Here is a 19,871-nt window from a genome sequence, read left to right as displayed (position 1 = left end):
ATGCACTCGATCGCATCCGTTAAATCGGCATCCGGCGCCGCAAAATATTTCACCAAGGACGACTTCGTCAGCGGCGAATATTACACCGACGAGAAGGCCGGTGACGTCAGCATGTGGGGCGGTGAAGGCGCTACCGCAGCTGGCCTTACCGGCACCGTTTCGCAGGAGGCATTTGCAAAGGCGCTGAGCGGTGAGCTGCCATCTGGTGAGAAGGTCGAGGTCAGGGACGGTCGGCGTCCCGGTTTCGACCTGACCTTTTCCGCACCGAAGTCGGTGTCGGTAATGGCCTATATCGCTGGGGATAAGCGGATCCTCGGCCCCGATGGCGCCCAGACTAAGGCGGTTCAGCAGACCATGGCCTGGGTCGAGAAGAATATCGCGGCCGGTCGTATCACCAAGGACGGTAAGACCGAAACGGTAAAGACCGGGAATCTGGTCTATGCACTGTTTCAGCACGACACGAGCCGGGCGCTCGATCCTCAAGCGCATATCCACGCGATCGTTGCCAACATGACGCAGATGCCCGACGGCAAATGGCAGGCCCTGGACGCCCAAAAGCTATGGGCCAGCAACACCGTCATCGGCTCGATCTACCATAGCTTCCTCCGCAACGAGTTGGAGAAGCTTGGCTATCAGACCCGGATGGACGGTAAGCATGGCACGTTCGAGATTGTCGGCGTCCCAAAAGCGGTTCTGGAAGTCTTCAGCCAACGACGCGAACAGATCATGGAAAAGGCGGCCGAGCTAGGCATCGTCTCGCCAAAGGGTCGTGATGGCGTAACCGTCAACACGCGCGATCCAAAGCTGAATGTCGAAGACCGCGACGGGCTCGTTCTCGACTGGATGGCGAAAGCAGCGGAGCAAGGCTTTGACGGCAAGAAACTGCTCGAGGGAGCGTTAGAGAACGCCGCCAAGGCGGAGCAACGAGAGAACGCTGGCCCGATAGGGCGCAGCTACACCGTAATCGCGGACGCCGTGAAAGTCGCGATGGATACGGTGTCGGGCTTGCTCCGGTCACCGGACCCACTGGTCGACCGCGGTTTGGTTCGTCTGGCGCCGTCCACCGGCCAGGCTAATGCGCAGCTTGCTGTCGCCTCCGCGATCCGCAGTCTCAGTCAACGCGAAGCGGCGTTCGATAAAGACAAGGTCGCCAAGAAGGCCCTCGACTTCGGCCTCAAGGGCGTCACCATCGATCATGTCGAGGCGAGGGTCGAGCAGCTCACCGAGAAGGGCAAACTCCTATCCGGGGAGATTACCCACCAGGGTCAGAAGGTCGAGGCTGTCACGACACCGGAAGCGCTTCGGACCGAGGAGAGCATCCTTGCGCGGGTCCAGGCGGGTAAAGACGCGGGTGCTCCGATCGTGGCACCCTCGGAAGCGCCAGACCGGCTGCAGGCCGCCTCCCCTCACCCCCTGAACGAAGGACAGCTCGCAGCCGCTACGCTGATCGTCTCGACCTCGGATCGCATCGTCGCGGTCCAGGGCATCGCCGGCGCCGGTAAGTCGACCATGCTGCAGGCGGTTGCCCGCGTCGTTGAGTCCGAGGGCAAATCGGTGATGGGCCTGGCATTCCAGAACAAGATGGTCGCGGACATGAAGGAAGGCATGGCGCGGCCGGACGCCATTCCCACTCGCGAGATGTCGGTCGATCAGATGCAGGATTCTGGGGTCAAAGCCGAGACGATCGCTCACTTTATCTGGCATAACGAAAAGCACGTCACCAACCAGAACACGCCGGAGGCTCAGGCGCGTCGTGACGAGCTGAAGAATACAATCATCGTCGTCGACGAGACGTCGATGGTGTCGAACCGTGACATGCTCAAGATGCTGACGATCGCAGAATCGCTCGGCATCGAGAAAGTCGCACTGATCGGCGATCGCCAGCAGCTCCTCCCGATCGATGCCGGCAAGGCCTTTGCCATGATGCAAGCCGACAAGATCGGCATGGCTCGCATGGATGACAACCTTCGCCAGCAGACTGACCAGCTGCGCACGGTCGCGGCGCTGGCCAACATCGGCAAGGCGGGGCAGGCCATGAAGGTGCTTGGCGACAAAGTCGTCGAGCATGAGGATCCATCGGCGCACGCGTCCGACCTGTGGCTGGCCCTGTCGCCGGATGAACGTGCCAACACGGCCATTTTCGCGTCGGGCCGCGAGACCCGTGCAGCGATCAATCAGGCGGTGCAAAAAGGCCTGAAGGACGAGGGCACGCTCAAAGGTGACGGGCTGTCCATTGCCGTCATCCAGAACGTGAACATCGAGCGTGAGGACCTGCGCTACGCCAAGACCTACGAGAAAGGGCAGCGGCTGGAGATCAAGGGCTCGGTGCCGGAGCTTAAACTCGAACGCGGTGTAGCCGAGGTCCGGCGAACCTTTGCCAACGGCAAGGTCGAGATCGTAAAAAACGGTAAGTCGATTAAGTTCAGTCCTCAGAAGATCGATCCGATGATCGACAAGGATCGTATGTCGCTCGCGACGATCGAGACGATCCAGATTCACGAAGGCGACCGGATCCGGTGGACTGATAACGACAAGGAGCGCGGCATCTACAATGCCTCGCTGGCCACGATCGCGGGCATCGAGAACGGTAAGGTCACGGTCGAGCTTGCCAACAAGGACCAGGTCACGCTCGAGCAGAACGATCCGATGATGCAGCGGATGAACCTCGCCTACGCGCTCAACATGCACATGGCGCAGGGCATCACCGTCAACAAAGCTATTACGGTGATGCAGAGCTTCGAGCGTAATCTGTCGAACCAGCGGCTCTTCAACGTCGGTGTCACCCGTATTCGCCTCGACCTGACCATGGTCGTCGACAACCAGCAGAAGCTCGAGCTGCAGCTGGATAAGAACCCCGGCGACAAAACCTCATCGCTGGAAAGCCTCGGCCGCCTCGATATCGATGGTGCTGCTGTACAGACCAAAGCGGCTGACGATGCGCTCACCAAAGCAATGGAGAGCCTCGACGAGGTGAGCAGCGAGAAGATCCTGATCGACCCTGCCAGCCTCGACATGACGGACCTGCCGCCAATGGGCGCGTCGACCACTGACTATTCCGACATCAAAAACCTCGATGGGGAGATGCCGTCGATCACGGACGGTCAGGACGCCGATCGGCGCGATGTTCAGGCCGATCGCAAGGACGACGAGCTTGGCATGCCTCCACTCGACATGGACGACCTCAGCGCCCTGCCCGCGATGCTCAAGTCTGGCGAACAGATCCGCGGCCTTCCTGAAAAAAACCTCAGCCTGGATATGTGACAATGAATAACTCGCCCACGACGGTGATCCTATGCGGCACGAACGAAACCATTCCATCCGACATCCTCGACCTCCTTTTGACGCAAGCGCGGAGGGGTTTCGGACGTTTGATGGTCGTCGACGAAGGTAGCCAACTTGCACGTCTTCACGCCGCCCAGGATACGGATTTCCTGCTCGACCCGGCCATCGGCAACTGGGACTTCTTTGCCGATCACCTAACACAGCATGAAATCGCATGCGCAGGCGAGGCGATCCTTCGATCAGACGCAGTAGCGCCGGGAATCTACAACGCTGTCAGTTGCGTGCTTGCAGAGATGCTTTCGGAACTAGCGGCGAAACCCGGTGCCAGGCTGCGGGACGTTTCGGAGAGGGTTCGTGCTTTCGGGTATGAATCTATGGCCGACGCGATGCGCCTAAATATCGACCTCGCAGCCGACACGCGGGCAGGCTGGATGGCATTGGCACGCCTCCAGGAAGATGCCGGACGGTTTGCGGCTGGGACGTCGTCTACGACAACGTCCATTCGCCGCTGGCTGACCACAAGCCCTCGATCGGTGCTGTTTCTAACAGCGGGAGCCGGGGTCAACGATGGTGCCTGTCGCTCCGTCCAGGCTGCCATCGACTGCGTCGCACGCCTGGAGGTGAACGCCGGGCGGGAGGTTCAAATCGTGCAAATCCATTCCGCGAGCGCCTCCGGCACGTTGTTGCGAGACGTGTCACCGCCGTCGGTGCCTTGGCAGGCCCGGACCGAAGGCCGTTGCTGAAGATCGAAGTTCTAGAGGGGGAATTAGTACATGATTGTAAAACCGTCGACCAAAGCTGACGAATGCGCGGCGATTGCCGCATTTATGGCAAACCCAGACTTCGACCGCCTTCCAGAGCGGGCGCGCAAGGAGACGATGAACCGCCAGCGCGGGCTCAACGGTGAGCGATCGACCGCGCATATCCTCGATCGTCACTTCCATGACGCGCCAAACCACGCTCTCTTGCACGATCTACGGCTTCCCGACGGTATCGGAGGGTTCGCCCAGTTCGATCATGTCATTCTGTCACGTCTGTCGCGCACAGCGGCCGTAGTCGAGGTGAAGAACTATCGTGGCCGGATCTCCAAGAACGAGCATAATGAATGGCACGTCTGGTATGAGGGACGGCGACGGCCGATCGACATCCCCAACCCATTGGAACAGGCCCGACGCCAAGGGGAGGTTCTCAGGGCCTGGCTGAAAGCGCGTCGGCATGACGTCGCGTTCGAGACGATCGGCGCGTTCGTCATCATCCCTCCGGAAGGCTCGATCGACCGCTCGAAGGTCGGCGCCGACGTGCGGATCTACAAGGGAGACAACTTCATTGCAGCATGGACGGAATTCGGCGGAATATCTCCTATGGGCCGGCTGTTCTCAACCGGCGTGTCAGCCAAGACGCTCTTGGCGATCAGCGGGCAGCTCGCAGGAGACCACCAGCCTGATCCCCGCGGCCTCGAAGAAATGATCGGCTTGCGATCGTCAAAGATCAAGCCGGCTGTGGTTGTCGACAACGAGGAAGACGGAGCCGACGACGAGACAAAGCCTGACGTCACGCAGCAGGGCGGCATCCAGGCCGTGGCTAGCGCAGAGGAGGCCTCCCCTGTCGTCGCCTCAAGCGAGCCTAAGGCAACCGTGGTCACGAGCGATACCGCGCTGAGCACCATAGCCGCTGAGGGCAAGGCATCGGACAAGATTGAGATCGTGCTTGGTATATACGAGCGCGTACTGCCTGACGGCAGCGTCGCCTTCCTCGCCGGTAGGGATGAAGCAGCGGGTGTTTGTCTGAAGCTGGCTTGCGAGGGCCTGGCCCGGTGGAACCCGCGCTATCGCAACTGGCTGAGCGATGCGAGCAAAGCTCCAATCATCCGAGACGCCGTTATCACGACACATCGGGAACAGCGGGAGGTAAGTCATGGGGTTGGCTGAACGCGACTATATGCGAGCGCCACCCAGGCAACGTGGTCGTACAACCCGCCTCGATGCCGCGCCGACCGACGGTGTCATCTGGGAGGCGACGGTCGATCCCTCGCCTGAAGCCACACCGCGACACCGCCATCGCCGGCTGATTGCGCTGACATTATGGATCGTCGGCGGGACTGCCGTCTTCACGGCCCTGTGGGCGATCGCCTGCGCGATGATCGGAGCCCAATGGCACGGCCAGAGGGCCATCTTCACGCCGCACACGACGCAAAGCGATTCACGTACCGGGGGGAGTAATCATGCAGCACGCTGAAAGTGAACCGTCCTCGGCCGAGTTGCTGACACCCGATGCACTGTCCGACACGGACTTGGCGGACAGCTTCCGGACTCAGTCATTCCACCTGATGCAAGCGCATCCCATCGCCGCTGCGCATCTGGTACTGGCTGCAGCTTCGATAGCGCCCACCTGCGCGGCCGAGCAAGACGTCGCTGACGAGTTTTCGTTCGTCATCGTCGATTTCGCTCAGCAACTCGGTGTTTTCCACCGCCGCGCCGTCAACCGGCGGGCAAAGGAAATTGCGGGGGCTGGTCATGGGCTTTGATGACCGAGACTATATGCGCGAGCGCTATCGGGACCGTCAGAGAAAGGCCTCCGGCACAACAATCTGGAACGATCGCAAAGCGAGGGTAGAGCAGCCGCACGACAAACACGGAAAAGCGGTACCGCTTGGCAGCGCGCGTTGGATCGGAGGCGGTGGCAACGGCAGCGGAGTTGGCCCTGGCTGGTTCGATACAGCCAGTCGTGGGTTCTACTATCAGAAGAACCGACATCGTCCTAAACGACATGCTCAGACGCACCCAGCGCAGAAATGGATATTCCTGCTATGCGCGATGCCTATCTTGATCCCCGCCTACCGTGAGGCAAAACGCTCCGGCTGGTTTCCCGATCGCGTGGCGGAACTGCCCTTCCCAGCGTCCGGAACCGTCACGGTCAATAATAGCGTCGATCCAAAGACGGCGACGTCGAAAATTGGGGTGACAGCGGCAGATGCAAATGTTGTCGTACAGCTGTTTGATCGAAAAACCGACGTGCACGTCATCTCCGTCTATGTGAACCGTAACGAGGATGTATCCGTACCGGTGCCACCCGGCACTTACCGGATGAAAATCATCGAGGGGGACAAATGGCACGGTCTGACGAAGTGGTTCGGTACATCGACCACCTATGAGACTGTGGTGCGGCCGATGGTCTTCACACAGCGAACCAGTCGGACGATCGACTTGCATCGGTCGCCGGCCGGCAACCTCCACACCAGCATCAACTTTACCAACCCAAAACCGCTCAACTGAACAAGGGGAAGACACATAAATCGGACACTCGCAATCCTTGGGATGCTTGCGATCGCCCTCCCCCCCTGCGACGGCGCAAAAGCTCGTTAAGGGCGGTATCGACACTGATGGTGACATGGAGGTGCCGTGCGGCGACCGCTCCTAGGGACAATCGCGCTGGGCTAGAAGCGTACGCGGTGAACCCTGCCGACGGGCTCTTTGCCGCCATGGTGGCTCTGATTTGGGTGGCTGACGCACAAAACGATGGATGCCTGTGTGTTGACCCCCTCCCCTACCCCCTTTGCTGAAGCTCCTGGTGTCATAGTCGGGCGATCCCCTGCGCGTCGCCCGCGGAGAAGGTTTATATGCCCTCCAGCGCGAGCGGCAGCTTGCTGTGGGTGGATCGGTCGCTGGCGCGAACAATCAGCCTGCGCTGAAGGCGACAGATTATCTATTGCATGTAAAGCTGCTCTACTTTGCCAACGATCCTGGCAGCAGCGGTGGTCGTCTAACTCCAGCAGCCTACGACGTAGGCCAGCGAGGAGGGTGGATATCCGCAGGATATCCATTTCGTTTGGCTACCATAAGGATATCCAGTCAATATTCTTTGGTTAGCTATCAACCATCGACCACCATATCGATAGGCCGCCATATCCATAGGCAAGCATATCCATAGGCAAGCATATCCATAGGCAGGCATATGCATAGGCCACCATATGCATAGGCAGCTATATCGATAGGCCATCCAAAGGCTTCCAAAAGGATATCCATTGTATATGTCTTGCACTATCAATAGGATTTCGATAGGCAGCCAACAGCCTATGCATGGCCAATCGATCGCAATAGGCAATTAGTAGCCTAGTAAAATGTTAATGAGGAAACGCAGGCATGCCAGCGATATCAGTAGCAAACCCGAAAGGGGGTGCCGGCAAAACGACTCTTACGTTCATTCTCGCTGGGGAGCTGGCTCGCAGCGGCGCGTCGGTTGTCGTCGTCGATGCTGATCCAAATGCGATCATAGCGAAGTGGGGCGCCAGGCGTACCGCTGAGGGGAGGGCACTTCCGTTTGAGATCGTAGCAAGCCCTAAAGAGTCAGAGCTAGTAAAGGTGCTAGACGCCCTCACCGAGAAGAACGACTTTGTTTTAATCGATCTTGAGGGGACGGCCTCGCGGATGACATCAAGAGCACTTGCCCGTTCTCACTTGGTACTGATTCCGTTCAATCTGTCGCCGATTGACGCAGAATTAGCAGCTAATGCCGTTGGTTTGATACACGAGGAGGCGGAAGCCTTAGGCCGCGTTATTCCGTACCGCCTCGTCCGAAGTCGTGACAACGCGGCGATCGAAACGAAATCTGCGAAACGAATTACCTCAGCAATCAAGGATGCTGATCTACCGTTGCTCAACAAGGGACTGGTAGAACGAGCGGCTTACCGTGACGTATTCGATTTTGCATCAACGTTGGAAGAACTGACCGATGAAAAGACTTCAGGGCTTGCAGCAGCCAAACGAAACGCATTCGAAGTTGCGTACGCAGTCGTAGAGGCTGTGCGTGAGGAGACTGACCGATGAGCGGTTATGGGTTCAAGAAGCCTATTGCGGCATCGGCTGACGAAGTCGCCGACAAACTCAATCTTTCCGGCCTCTCGAAAGCGCCTCTTCGTATCGATCCTGTGAGAGAAGAGGAAGCAGTCGCGCGTGGCGCTGCAATGGGGTTCGTCGATCGCGCCCAGGGGGAGGGCGAGAGTGTCTCAGCTCGACCTAGCCGACGTCGGCGAGAGACAGTCGCTCAGGGAAATCTCTTTATTAAGGGTCCACAAGAAACACTCGACTGGTTCGTTGAATTTACCAACCAGCGTGGTCACCGTTCCTATTGGCAGGCACTTGAGGAACTGCGAGCACTTACCGCGAAGGGTTAGGGTCCTTCTAGGCACCGAGCCTCCTGCAAGTAAGGCAAGCGAACAGGCTAATATTCTTCGTGGGTATCCAAAAATCGCACTGGCTAGTTTCGTTTATCGAGACCCCGTGTGAGGAGGCGGTCAATCTCTGCCATTGCGATATCAAGATCCGCAGCCGCTGCACAAAGCGAACCGTGATCGAGGGACGCAGACGGCGACGGAGACGAACCGGGGAGGGCAGGGGATACCAAACCTCCCGTTTCGAGCCCAACGAGTCTCGCAGCAGCAAGCGCGCGCGCCTGGATATCGGCACCGGCGCGCGACAAGCCAAGCGCGCGCATGAGCTGCTTGCGCGTGGTCGGACCGAGCGCCGCCAAAAGCGTCCAAGCCTCAAACGCACGGGCGTTGCGGGATAAGCCGACGAGGGCATCACGACCGCGACCCAACACCGACTCTATGCGCTCCAAGTTCGTGAAGGCGGCCAACGCTTCATGCGTGCTATGGTCGACGAGCGCGGCAGCCCGCTGGGCGTCCGTGACATCGAGGCGAAAGACCGTGCGCGGGACTATCCCGGTAACCGGTGGGACGATGCCGCGTGCAACAAGCACAAGGTTCAGGGCCCAGCATCCGGCCGGCTCGGACGCAACGTAATGCCGCATCGATCGGGAGGGCAGGGGGAGTAGCGCCTCGTGCCCAGAGCTTTCGGCGAAGTCCGGCGCGCGGATCAAAACGTCGACCGCGACCGCAGCGCGCGCCAGCCCATGGAGCGGATGATCCGGACCGGCGTCCGCCAGTCCGCAGGCACCGGTGAGGGGGCCACCGGCAGCCGCCTGCGCCAAGGCATCCTCGGCGGCGTTGAGCAATGCCAGCGCATCGACCTCGAACCCGCGCGTCGCGTTGACCATGCGAACGACCATCGTTGCAGCGTCGGCAATCGGTGGCACCCCGTGTGCAGCAAGCCAGAGCACGACGGCGTCGCGGCGGGGGTCATCGGTCAGAAGGATCGAGAGGGCGTCAGTAGAAGGCTGGTGGGCAGGGCCGACGTTGCCAATGCCGGCATCGCGTCGATACGCGCGCCACGAGTCGGCCACGGTGGCGAGGCTCGCAACCTTGCGGATTTCTGGGGAGGCAAAGCGAATTGCACCTGCCAATCGACCGAGCGCGTAGCCTAGCGAAGTATGATCAGTGAACGTCATCGCGCCCATCATATGCTAGCAATAACGAGATCACTAGGCATTGCTATAGGTCATGGCTAGTAACTTACCATAATCGGACATTATGGTAACTACCGCGATGTGCTACATAGGCGGAATGCAGGGTAAATCGGACCAGCGGGCGCGACCCTCATGAGCGAAATCGTCGTCCACCGCACCGACGGGGAGGGGCTGCCGATCCGAGCCCGGCGTGGGATCGTCGAGCCGATCGATGCCCGCGTTACCCGGTTGCTGGCTCTCGCGCTGCCAGCGGACGCTGGCCTCGTCAGCGAGATCGGCTTCGCGGCGCAGCTCGGCGCTATGGCAGCGGCGAGCAAGGCGGCGCTGGCGTCGGACCTGGCCTGCTATCTGCGGTGGTGTGAGGACATCCGTGTCGCCCCGCTGCCCGCCGAGCCCGAAAACCTGATCCGCTACATTGCCATGCTAGAAACGCGCGGCGCCAAGCCCGCAACGGTGGCCCGGCGAGTTGCCAGTCTCGCCACCGCACACGCCCTGTCAGGCTTGCAGGAGAGGGGGCATGCGCCCACCAGCCACGTCATGGTCCGTGCGGCGCTCAAGGGCCTGCGCCGACGGCGTGGCGCTGCGCAGCGTCAGGCTGCCCCGTTGCGCTTCGGGGCCTCGCTAGACCCCCATACCAAGGGGTTCACGCTGACCGCGCTGCTCGGCGCCTGTGGCGGCGACCTGCAGGGGTTGCGTGATGCCGCGCTGCTATCGCTTGGCTATGATGCTGGACTGCGCGTCAGTGAACTCGTCGCCGTCACCGTCGCGCACATCGATCCGCACAGCGATGGCTCGGCGCTTCTTTTCATCCCGTCGTCCAAGACCGATCAGGAAGGGCAGGGGGCCTGGGGCTGGCTGTCCGCCGACACGATGCGCCGAGTCGGCGCTTGGCTGGTAGCGAGCGCCATCACCGAGGGGCCGGTCTTTCGCCGCGTGGGTGTCGATCGGCGCCGTCTACGCGCCGCAGTTCCGCCGATGGCGTACGAGGCGATCCCCGGGCACACGCGGCACTGGCAGGAGAAGCTCCGTGGCAAGAAGGCCGAACCGGCACGCACCGTCTACACCGTGGGGACCGCGTCGCTGAGCCGGCAGGGCGTCAACGGGATCTATCGGCGGGTGGCGCTGAGTGCATTCGATCAGGGGCTGGTAGAGATGCCGATCGCGAAGGTTGAGGAAGCTGCAAGGGCGCTATCAAGCCACTCGCTGCGCGTTGGGCTGACGCAGGATCTGTTTGCCGCCGGCGAGGACGGCGTTGGCATTGCCCAGGCGCTGCGATGGTCGTCGCCGTCGACGGCACTGCGCTATGGGCGGAAGCTTGCCGCCAGGAGCAATGTTGCAGCGCGCGTGTTGTCGAAGATAAGAGGATGATATACCATACTAGTACTGGGCTGCCAGACGTACGTTTAGCACCGTCTCGAATCCCAAGAAGTAGGGCGTGCGCGCGGTATCGCGTTAGAGTTCGTGCTATCAATGATACCATCGTCGCAAGGTTGGTCGTCGCGATGACATCGGCAAAATGATCATGGCAATCGAGGCATGTCCGCAATCGACGCCGTGATCGCCGTGGCGCTTTGGATGTGCGTCGCTGCCGCCATCAGATCGACGTCCGTCAGACCGCGGTGATCAATCCACCATTTGGCGTCAGTTACCTGAAGGCAAGCGTAACACTCGGCACCGCTCTTGGAGTTGGTTAGGACTGTGAGCCGCTTGGTCCTTATCGTCGATGCCCGGCTGATTTGCCGATCTGTGCCCGTGGATCGGCGTCGAACGCGAAACCCCGCTCAAAGCGCGGCAACTACCTGTGATCTCCGCAAAGTATGAGTTGTGCAGGGGCCTCGATCGGTGCCTATCGAGGCCCCTGATTTAGTGAAGGTTTTGCGCAAATTTATTAGCTTCGCAGAAATCTACCGGGCTCCTACTTTCGTCGCCGTTTCACAGAGGTCGTCACCCGGACGGAACGCCGACGTATCTACAATGACCATGATGAAGTCGGCGGCAGTAGCCGCCAGCTTCGAGCGAGGGGACACCGTGCGCGAGGTCGCACGGCGGTTCGGCATCGCCGACATTCTGGTCTATAATTGACGGCTGGCACATCACCACGGCTCGGCTAACGCCATTTGCCTCCCAGATGCCGCCAAACCCTGAAGCCGATGCGGGAGGAACGACCGGATAATCGGAGGAGCAAGAACATTGCATATGGATGCAAAAGTCCGGGCCGGCCCAGCGTACGGGCGCCCGCCAGCAACGCCTTTCCGGTGACAATCCACACGCCGGCCGGCAGCGCCAGTTGCCACCAGCGAAGAGGTGAGCGGACGCGAGGGGGTCGCGAACGCTCCGTGACTGAATGGGGCAGGTTGTTGATCGTCACCTGAACACGGCTCTCTTTCCTGCTCGATCGTTGTGCCAGGCACAACTAGATCATAGCCTAGCACGAAATCTCAAGCCTTTTCCCCTACCGATACGAAGCCCCCAAGCGCATGAAGCAACTGCCCTTGATGGTCGAAGCAGGCGCTTCGCTCCTGACGGTGGGCCTTGTCGCTGCCCGTGCTGTGAACGTGCTGGCGTAGCGGCGGCCGAGAAAAAATTGATGGTGACGAAGCTCCAGGCATCCCTGAGGCATCACTTGTAGGGATATGCGTTCGCAGCGACGCAAGGATCGGCTCCTGCTAGGAGCGATCGTCTATCAATGTTTAGAGGGTCCTGATGAGCGTTGTTGCCGCTTCCCTGTATCGCCATGGCCAGCGGGTCCGGTCTGTTTCGATCGACGAGTCGACATTCTGTTCGGACGACAAGGCTGAGTTCGTCTGGATCGGTCTGCTGGAGCCATCCGAGGAAGAGCTTCGGAAGCTACAGGACAACTACGGCCTTCACCCTCTTGCGGTCGAGGATGCCCTGAAAGCCCACCAGCATCCGAAGGTCGATGTCTACGGCGATCAGCTGTTCGTGGTAGCGCTGACTGCCCGGCTTGAGGATCAGGTTATCGCCTACGGTGAAACCGCGATATTCGTTGGTCCCAGTCATGTCATCACCGTGCGTCATGGATCGGCACGATCGCACAGCACGCTGCGTGACCAGCTTGAAGCGGCGCCGTCCCTACTTTCTCATGGTGTTGACTATGTTCTGCACGCCATTATCGACTTCATCGTCGATGGCTATCTGCCGATCGGGGAGGCCATCGAGGAGGAAGTAGTCATAATGGAGCAACGGGCGCTGGACGCTTTCCTGGCCCGGGAAGAAATCAGTCGCATCTTCAATCTACGACGTGAGCTGATGCGGTTCCAACGAGTCCTTGGCCCCATGGGCGAGGTAGCGAACAAACTCACCCACCCCGACATGCCTTGCATCGACCGGGAGGTAATCCCGTATTTCCGAGATGTGCTGGACCATATTCACAGAGTTGAAACCACGGTGGGCGGCCTTCGCGAAGTGCTCACATCGGTCTTTGAGGTTAGCAATCTGCTCGAACAGCAGCGCACTGGTGCGAGTACCCGGCAGCTTGCGGCCTGGGCGGCCATTATGGCCGTGCCGACTGCCCTCGCAGGCATCTACGGTATGAACTTCGAGAACATGCCAGAGTTGAAAACCAAGTATGGATATTTCGTCGTACTCGCGGTGGTCGCTACGGTGTGCAGTGTGCTTTATATCAGGTTCAAGCGCGCAAAATGGATCTAGTCGAGTGTACAAGCGGCTTGAGACACCTGAAGGTTCGGCGAGATAATTTCATGCCATGATTCTCACCTGACTACGCAATAAATATAATATCATATCTTGTTAATGAATGTGAGCTGTCGATCGCATTCCGCCTGTATTCAATATCGCGGTCCTATCTACTAGACGTGACATTCGGTCACGCTTGATGGAGGTAGTCATGAGAGGATCCTTAATCTTAGCCGCGGCGGCGCTGGCGTTTTCTGCGCCGGCTGCGATGGCCCAGTCCCATGGCGGTTACGGCGGGCATAATGGCGGCCCGTCCTACGGCAATCAGGTCCGGGGACACGGCGGATATGGCGACGCCTACCGCGATCGAGGCGGTGGCCATCAGCAGTCTTGGCGCGGTAATGGCGGCGGCTATTACCAAGGCGGCTACGGCTACAACAATCGCCATGATCGTCGCGAGGAACGTCGTGAGCGGCGGCATGAGCGCCAGGAGCGCAATCAGCGCTACGGGAGTTATGGCTATTAAGTTGAAAGCAGCGCTTTCTGGGCAGACCGCCCCAGCGGTGCCGACCAAAGAGAGGAATGCACCATGACGGATGCCGCAACAGTACCCGCGACCACCCGGATGCAGGGCATGCTCTGCCCCGTGTGTCGGGTCGACCTCGTGCTCGCCGACCGGCAGGGGGTCGAGATCGACTATTGCCCGCAATGCCGGGGCATCTGGCTGGACCGCGGCGAACTCGACAAGATCATTGAGAAGAACGCTTCGTACGAGGCGACGTCGAGGCCGGCACCCGATTACCCGCCACAACCGACAGCACCTGGATATGCTCAGCCTGTTCCCTGGGGCGGGTACAATGAGGGATCTCATGGCGGTGGACGTCATGGCGGCGGGCATGACCGTGACGGCCACGGCGGCTATCGTCCCGGCGGCTTTCTTGGCGGTCTGTTTCGGCATTGATCCGCACTCGGCCGGCGGTCCGAGCAGGCAGCCGTGTCATGGTGTCGGTGCATCGAGGGAGAAATAGCGTGACCAGAAGATGCGGGCTGACACTTGGGATCATGATCCTTGCCGGCTTGGCGGCAGCGCCGGCCGGCGCACAGGGCATGTCTCATGGCGCGGGCGTCAACTGGAGCGGCACGCATGGCGGGGTCAACTGGGATGGTGGGCATGCCTATGAGGGCGGAAGCTACGGCGGCTACCCTGCCTCGTCCGCACCCCGTCCCACGTACCAGATGCCGCAGCCTACGCCTTATCCCATGCATGGACCTCGTGCGCCATACGCCCAAAATGACAGCAGCGATCACGCCGTCCGGCATGACGATCGTCGTTCATCACCACCGGCGGTTCGGAGTCTTGAACGCAGGTGAGCCATCCCGGGGCCATCGGGCACTCGATGGACGCAGGCTGTGATCAGACGGCCATGCTCATAATGTCCTTGTAGGCCGAAAGAACCTTGTTCCGGACCTGCAAGGTGGCCTCGAACGAAACCGAAGCGCGTTGCTGTATCAGCGCGACGGTCGCGATATCGGTCGTCTCACCGCGTTCGTAGGCTTCGGTCGCGACATCCTCCTGTTCCTGGAGCGCATTCACCTTTTGAAGCGCGGTCTGCATCGTCGCGGCAAAGCTCGTCGATGGGGCAGTGCCATCCGGTCCCCGCAGCGCATTTGGCGACGAAGCCGAGCCGACATCCCTCAGCGCGGCGTTTCGTTGAAGCATCGCGTTGCGCATCGCCATGACGTCGGCCACGCCGTTCACATTCATGCTTGTCGACCTCTTGCCCGACCGATGGAAAGCGCATCTTCGCGCAAAAACGATTAGGAACGGTTAAGGATGTTTGTTCGGAATTGCCCCCCGGTCGTCCCGATCCGGGCGATACGCGTCACGGCTGACGGCGGTGTCGGTGCCGCAGGTGAAAGAGCAGACCGCGGCGTCGCGAAAACGGCTCGAACATTTCATCCGGTCCCTCGGGGTCGAGCAGCTTGCTGTCGGCCAGCCATTTTTTTCAATGGAAGACAGTTCGGGCAGCTCGTACTCGCGTAGCGAGCGACCCGGCGCCTTCAACGCCGCGATCGTTGCGATCAACGAGCCGGTTTCGGCAAATTTCGTGATGACCGCGTCCTTGTGGGTGCCGAGGTGCTCGGCGAGTAGACCGGCGCGGATGTCGGCTATCGTTCGATGCCCATCGGCGTCGGATGCCCCGGTCGTGTCGATCGTCACGTCGCATTCGCTGTCGAGGCGCAGCGACCGGTTGTTGAAGTTGGAGGATCCCACTCGCAGCACGACGTCGTCGACGATCATGACCTTGGCATGGACATAGATCGGTGTGCCCGCGGCGGTGAACGGGTGATAAATACGGAAGCGGTCGTGCACGTCGCGCGTCCTGAGTTCGGCAACCAGCCGGGCACGGGCCGTATCCATCGCGATAGGTTCGAGCCAGCCGTTCGCGGTCGTCGGATTGACGACGACGATCTCCGGACCATCGGCCTCGTCGAGCCGTCTGGCGATCGCCTCGGCGACTCGCCGGGACGCGAAATACTGGCTTTCGGCATAGATCAGCCGCCGCGCCCGCGCGATGAGCGCGACATACAGCGCCTCGATCTCGTGAACCGGTTCCTGGTCGGCGAGCTTTGGCAGCGTGCGCGAGATCCCGACGGGCACGTCCCTGAAGTCTGCCTCGAGCCCGTCAGGCCAGCAATCCGCGCCATCGGTCACGGGCTCGATCGAATAGCCGCCGGCGGCATGCCACCGCTCCCGACAGGCGTCGCCGAGGGCGCGTGCCACCGGGCCCTCCAGCGCCATGGCCGCGTCATGCCACGGCCCGTGCGGCGTGCCGTCCGGTCGGACGCGGCGCGGTTCTTCGTCCCGGTGGTCTCGCGTGTCCCACCGTTCGCGGGTCATGTCGATGCCGCCGCAAAAGGCCATGCAGTCGTCGATCACCACAATCTTCTGGTGATGCGATCCGGCGACCGGATGATGTCCGTCGAGTTTGAGGTGGATCTGGCGGTCGCGCACCCAGCGCAGGATCGTGAACAGGGTTCGGCCATGAAACAGCGTCTTGAGCGCACCGGTATCCCAGCGCAGTATGTGGATATCGAGCAGGGGACTGCGCTGGACCAGCCAGCTGATGAACGCCCCGACCGTCGGCGGACCCTCGTCCTGACCCTCCCCGGCAAACTGGATCCGGGCGTCGAAGTCCCAGCCGATCAGCACGATGCGCCGCTTGGCCTTGAGCATCGCGGAGCGGGCCGCCCTGAAATAGTCATCGGCGTCGATGATGACGGCCGCACGGCTTGCCGTGGCGGTCCGCCAGAACGCGCGTCGGATGGTGGCGTCGCTCATGGGCTTTGGCACCTCAACGCCCATGACGACGCCCCCACGTCGCTATCCGCCAAGCGTACCAGAGCACGAGCGCGACGATGATCGCCGTCGAGACCGGACCTACATAGCGCTCGACCGCCCCATAGCGCTGCCCCAGCAGATAGCCGGCGGCTGCCAGCATCGCGGTCCAGGCGGTCGTGCCGATCGTCGACCACAGGAGGAACGGTCCCAGGGGCATCCGCACGAGCCCGGCCGGGATCGATACGACCGATCGCACCGTGGGGACGATCCGCCCGATGCAGACGAACAGGGCACCATGATCACGAAACCAAGTCTTCGCGCGTTCGACCTCCTGCCATTCGAGCGTGAGCCATCGGCCGTGCCGATCGACCAGGCCATGCAGCCGGTCGATGGCGAGTATCCGCGCGACGGCGTACCAGCAAAGATTGCCCGCCATGGCGCCCGCCGCTCCGGCGGCGATCACGCCAGGCAGCGACAATGCTCCGCGCGAAGCGCGCAGGCCGGCAAGTGGCATAATGACTTCCGAGGGCAGCGGTGGGAACACGGTTTCGGCGAACATCAGCATCGCGACGCCAAGATAGCCGAGCTGATCCACGAGCTGCTGGATCCACTGCCCCAAACTGCTTCTCCCTTCGTGTATGGACTAAAGGCTCGCCGCCCCGGAGCACCTGTGGCGTTCCGTGCGAGCGATCGTTTGTTCAGGGTTTGGCCGAGCGACGTTTCTTTGTTTTGCTTGGATCATGACGGATGCTCGCTAGCGAACCCCCTTAGCGGAAGCATTCTTGGCGTCCGCATTCAGCGTAGCGACAGCCTTCGCTGCCACCTTGCAATCGCTTCCGCTTTCCTGACCGCGCTTGCAGCGTGTTATGACCAGTCTGGCTTCGTCGGCATGAGTGCGAAAATATTCCTCATCGGGAGGGGTGACTACACCGCAAGCGCATAAGCTAAGCGTGACCGCGAAGGCGGCGGTCAAACGTGTCTTGTGGATCATCGAAATATCGCTTTTCTGAGGTTGGGTGTCCAAAAGTGTCGAACGTCAAATTCGTTTGGGGCCTGTTTATCGATGGAGATCCGTCCGGGCAGCACACTGGCGGACATTGGCAGGCGTACGGTGACCGGGCAATGCTGTCCGATCGATTGACAGATCCTGTGCAAATACTGCTCATCCCTCTTATGGAACGGTGATCGTTATGGTGCTCGCCGCTGGCGGTGATCAGCTATTTTGGGTTTGGCGACCAGCAGACGGCTGGATGGTGTTGCCTACCCCTGCCGTCTGCAGAGGCAACACCCCCCGAACGCTTAGTGCACACGATAGTATCAATGGTGCCCGCTCCCATGTCCGTTGCCATGCGCTCCTGCTGAATGCCCCCCACCGGCATGACCTCTGCTATAACCTCTCCCCCCGTGGTGCCTACCTCGGTAGCGGACGCCACCGACCCCGACCCCAAAAGATCCATAGATGGGAAAGCCATAGTAGCCATAGGGGTTTGAATAGCGATTGGGATAGCCACCGTCGTAGCTGGCACCACGCCAACGGCCTCCACTGTCGGCGACCGCTATCAGGCACTTGCTCGGGGCTGGCTGTTCCGCACTGGCGGGTGTGGCCGGTGCGGCGGGTTCCGGCGACGGCGCCTGGATGAAGGCCGTCGTGCCGAGCCGGTCATTCAGCGGCGGAATGAGCGTCGCCGGGATCGCACCCGGCGTGTCGCAAGGTACGGCGAAGTAGGAAAGGGAGACAGGCTGCGGCGCATAAGTGGCGCAGCCACCTAACAAGACCGCTCCGGCAAGTGGGGCGATGAAAGGTTTTCGAAAGTTCGTCATGATGGTTCCATTCCTCTCGTGAACGGCGCGGCGTTGCCGATCGGCAGAGCAGACCCGTTTTCACGAGCAATACTGCGGCTTGCCTCGTGTGGTTGGGGGCAGCTAGCGCTGCTCCTAACGGGGCCCGTAGGGCAGCGGCTGTTCAGATATAGGCTATGGCTTCGATTTCGCCTCGCGACTGCCTTTGTCTTCACCGGCGGTTAAAGAAGCTATGGCGTTAGCTGCGTCGACCGCCAGCAATGCACCAATTCTTTCAAAATATGCGTCAGCCATGTTGTAGTGTGCCGCAACTATTCTGGAGTTAGTTGCAAGTTGCGCCAAACTAATTTCGGTTTCCGCTCGGTGCTGGAAATAAACTATATCATCGTCTTTCATGATGATCCCCTCGACCTACGACTGGGCGATTGAAAATTTGGCTGGCGCGCTCTGCTCCATGTGCAGGGCCTTGGAATCTTCAAGAATATGTGCGGATGCGAGTGACACGCTCACCTCATCGGAAAACCTGTCAATGCGCACTTGCCGACTTCAAGCCAGTCGAGGGGGGCGTTCCAAGCAAAACAGCGGTGAACCGATAATCAGACTTTTTTGCTAAATACAAAGACAGGTCGATTGGAAATAACTGGTGAGAAATGTACGCTCGATCCTGTCACGCCTGTTTGCGCATTCCTGCAGTGTGCATGCTGACAAGTGACGGTATGGCGAGGACGGTCTGTCTGATCATCGTCAGATCGTAGTGGTTTTAGCGTAAGATCCGTTCCCGAAGCTGCTGCTGTTTCAAGCCCGTTGCCGGCTGACCAACTCAAGGCGGCTCTTATGCACGCTGCTTCGCCCAGCGAAGGCAGCACCAAGGCCATCAGCGTTGCCAACGCGATCAGAATGGACAAGCGTCGCCATGGCGGAACTCCGGACGTGGGATACCGAAAATCACCGTCGTGCAAGCGGTCGAACCGCAGGTATGATGCGCTTTCAGCGAGGCCCACGTTCAATCACGCACGTGATGGCACGAGATTTGGTCGGATCAGCCTTCGCCGAAGCTGATCCGGATATCGCGCCATTTGACGGGATGGGTTCCTCACGCCGCGCGCCCGGAGTGTCGCAAGGGACATGATCGTAGACAGGCGCGGCTGACGCGCGAGGGCGGGCAAGGGGGCCGGTGCATGCTGTGAGCGCGAACATTGCGAAAGCCAATGTTGACCTAGCTGGTAGGCGCATCCTGACCCTTCCTGTTTCTCATATTTGCCTTACAGTAGCGGTTGCAGGCTGGAGTCATAGCAAATTCGTTCGATGTTACTTTTGCCTCTGCCGCGTTCCGGACACAGGCAAGATCGAGGCGAGGTACCGCGATGGCCGTGGCAGCGGTCCATCGCATCAAGTATAGGAGAGGCCCGATGGCAGGAACTGACAT

Annotated in this window: 16 protein-coding genes and 1 pseudogene; 12 read left to right on the top strand and 5 right to left on the bottom strand. The window is 60.4% G+C overall.

Annotation, left to right across the window (positions count from 1 at the left end):
* The 8 genes from mobF to AC1MLZ_RS20805 all read left to right on the top strand — a co-directional run bounded on the left by mobF (position 1) and on the right by AC1MLZ_RS20805 (position 8,452).
* Positions 1 to 3,261, top strand: a complete 3,261-nt coding sequence (gene mobF / locus AC1MLZ_RS20840; protein WP_480961880.1) for a MobF family relaxase — start codon at positions 1 to 3, stop codon at positions 3,259 to 3,261.
* A gap of 2 nt (positions 3,262 to 3,263) precedes the next feature.
* On the top strand, positions 3,264 to 4,025 hold the full coding sequence (locus tag AC1MLZ_RS20835; protein WP_480961879.1) for a hypothetical protein: 762 nt from the start codon (positions 3,264 to 3,266) through the stop codon (positions 4,023 to 4,025).
* Between the two features lie 30 nt (positions 4,026 to 4,055).
* Entirely contained in the window at positions 4,056 to 5,210 is a 1,155-nt protein-coding gene (locus AC1MLZ_RS20830; protein WP_480961878.1) for a nuclease-related domain-containing protein, read from the top strand.
* Positions 5,197 to 5,517, top strand: coding sequence for a hypothetical protein (locus AC1MLZ_RS20825; RefSeq protein ID WP_480961877.1), 321 nt, complete (start codon positions 5,197 to 5,199; stop codon positions 5,515 to 5,517). The genes AC1MLZ_RS20830 and AC1MLZ_RS20825 overlap by 14 nt, the downstream gene beginning before the upstream one ends.
* Entirely contained in the window at positions 5,504 to 5,806 is a 303-nt protein-coding gene (locus tag AC1MLZ_RS20820) for a hypothetical protein (RefSeq protein WP_480961876.1), read from the top strand. The genes AC1MLZ_RS20825 and AC1MLZ_RS20820 overlap by 14 nt, the downstream gene beginning before the upstream one ends.
* Positions 5,796 to 6,554, top strand: coding sequence for a hypothetical protein (locus tag AC1MLZ_RS20815; protein WP_480961875.1), 759 nt, complete (start codon positions 5,796 to 5,798; stop codon positions 6,552 to 6,554). Before AC1MLZ_RS20820 ends, AC1MLZ_RS20815 begins: the two co-directional genes overlap by 11 nt.
* A gap of 867 nt (positions 6,555 to 7,421) precedes the next feature.
* The gene (locus tag AC1MLZ_RS20810; protein WP_082445157.1) at positions 7,422 to 8,105 is read left to right on the top strand and encodes a ParA family protein; all 684 of its coding nucleotides are present in this window, start codon (positions 7,422 to 7,424) and stop codon (positions 8,103 to 8,105) included.
* Positions 8,102 to 8,452 (top strand): hypothetical protein, encoded by a 351-nt coding sequence (locus AC1MLZ_RS20805; RefSeq protein WP_139227008.1) that lies wholly within the window; start codon positions 8,102 to 8,104, stop codon positions 8,450 to 8,452. The genes AC1MLZ_RS20810 and AC1MLZ_RS20805 overlap by 4 nt, the downstream gene beginning before the upstream one ends.
* A gap of 83 nt (positions 8,453 to 8,535) precedes the next feature.
* Here the strand turns inward: AC1MLZ_RS20805 and AC1MLZ_RS20800 are convergent, their stop codons facing one another.
* Positions 8,536 to 9,627, bottom strand: a complete 1,092-nt coding sequence (locus tag AC1MLZ_RS20800; RefSeq protein WP_480961874.1) for a hypothetical protein — start codon at positions 9,625 to 9,627, stop codon at positions 8,536 to 8,538.
* Positions 9,628 to 9,777: 150 nt separating this feature from the next.
* On the opposite strand from AC1MLZ_RS20800, the gene AC1MLZ_RS20795 reads away from it, so the two are divergent.
* The 4 genes from AC1MLZ_RS20795 (at position 9,778) to AC1MLZ_RS20780 (ending at position 14,263) form a co-directional block, all read left to right on the top strand.
* Positions 9,778 to 11,013 (top strand): integrase, encoded by a 1,236-nt coding sequence (locus AC1MLZ_RS20795; protein WP_480961873.1) that lies wholly within the window; start codon positions 9,778 to 9,780, stop codon positions 11,011 to 11,013.
* A 1,335-nt stretch (positions 11,014 to 12,348) separates the two neighbouring features.
* On the top strand, positions 12,349 to 13,317 hold the full coding sequence (locus AC1MLZ_RS20790; protein ID WP_480961872.1) for a magnesium and cobalt transport protein CorA: 969 nt from the start codon (positions 12,349 to 12,351) through the stop codon (positions 13,315 to 13,317).
* A 196-nt stretch (positions 13,318 to 13,513) separates the two neighbouring features.
* Positions 13,514 to 13,828 (top strand): hypothetical protein, encoded by a 315-nt coding sequence (locus tag AC1MLZ_RS20785; protein WP_480961871.1) that lies wholly within the window; start codon positions 13,514 to 13,516, stop codon positions 13,826 to 13,828.
* Positions 13,829 to 13,891: 63 nt separating this feature from the next.
* Positions 13,892 to 14,263, top strand: coding sequence for a TFIIB-type zinc ribbon-containing protein (locus tag AC1MLZ_RS20780; RefSeq protein WP_480961870.1), 372 nt, complete (start codon positions 13,892 to 13,894; stop codon positions 14,261 to 14,263).
* A gap of 453 nt (positions 14,264 to 14,716) precedes the next feature.
* On the opposite strand, the gene fliE is transcribed toward AC1MLZ_RS20780, so the two are convergent.
* The 4 genes and pseudogenes from fliE to AC1MLZ_RS20760 form a co-directional block, all read right to left on the bottom strand.
* Positions 14,717 to 15,067, bottom strand: coding sequence for a flagellar hook-basal body complex protein FliE (gene fliE / locus AC1MLZ_RS20775; protein ID WP_480961869.1), 351 nt, complete (start codon positions 15,065 to 15,067; stop codon positions 14,717 to 14,719).
* A 118-nt stretch (positions 15,068 to 15,185) separates the two neighbouring features.
* Positions 15,186 to 16,669: pseudogene (locus AC1MLZ_RS20770) on the bottom strand (phospholipase D-like domain-containing protein).
* On the bottom strand, positions 16,659 to 17,264 hold the full coding sequence (locus AC1MLZ_RS20765; RefSeq protein ID WP_480961868.1) for a DedA family protein: 606 nt from the start codon (positions 17,262 to 17,264) through the stop codon (positions 16,659 to 16,661). Before AC1MLZ_RS20765 ends, AC1MLZ_RS20770 begins: the two are co-directional and overlap by 11 nt.
* 1,355 nt (positions 17,265 to 18,619) lie before the next feature.
* Positions 18,620 to 18,841, bottom strand: coding sequence for a hypothetical protein (locus AC1MLZ_RS20760; RefSeq protein WP_480961867.1), 222 nt, complete (start codon positions 18,839 to 18,841; stop codon positions 18,620 to 18,622).
* Positions 18,842 to 19,871 lie beyond the last annotated feature (1,030 nt).

It is taken from the genome of Sphingomonas sp. PEI4, assembly GCF_056679955.1.
The sequence above is the reverse complement of the archived record's forward strand: the minus strand, read 5'-3'. Positions and strand labels throughout refer to the sequence as shown.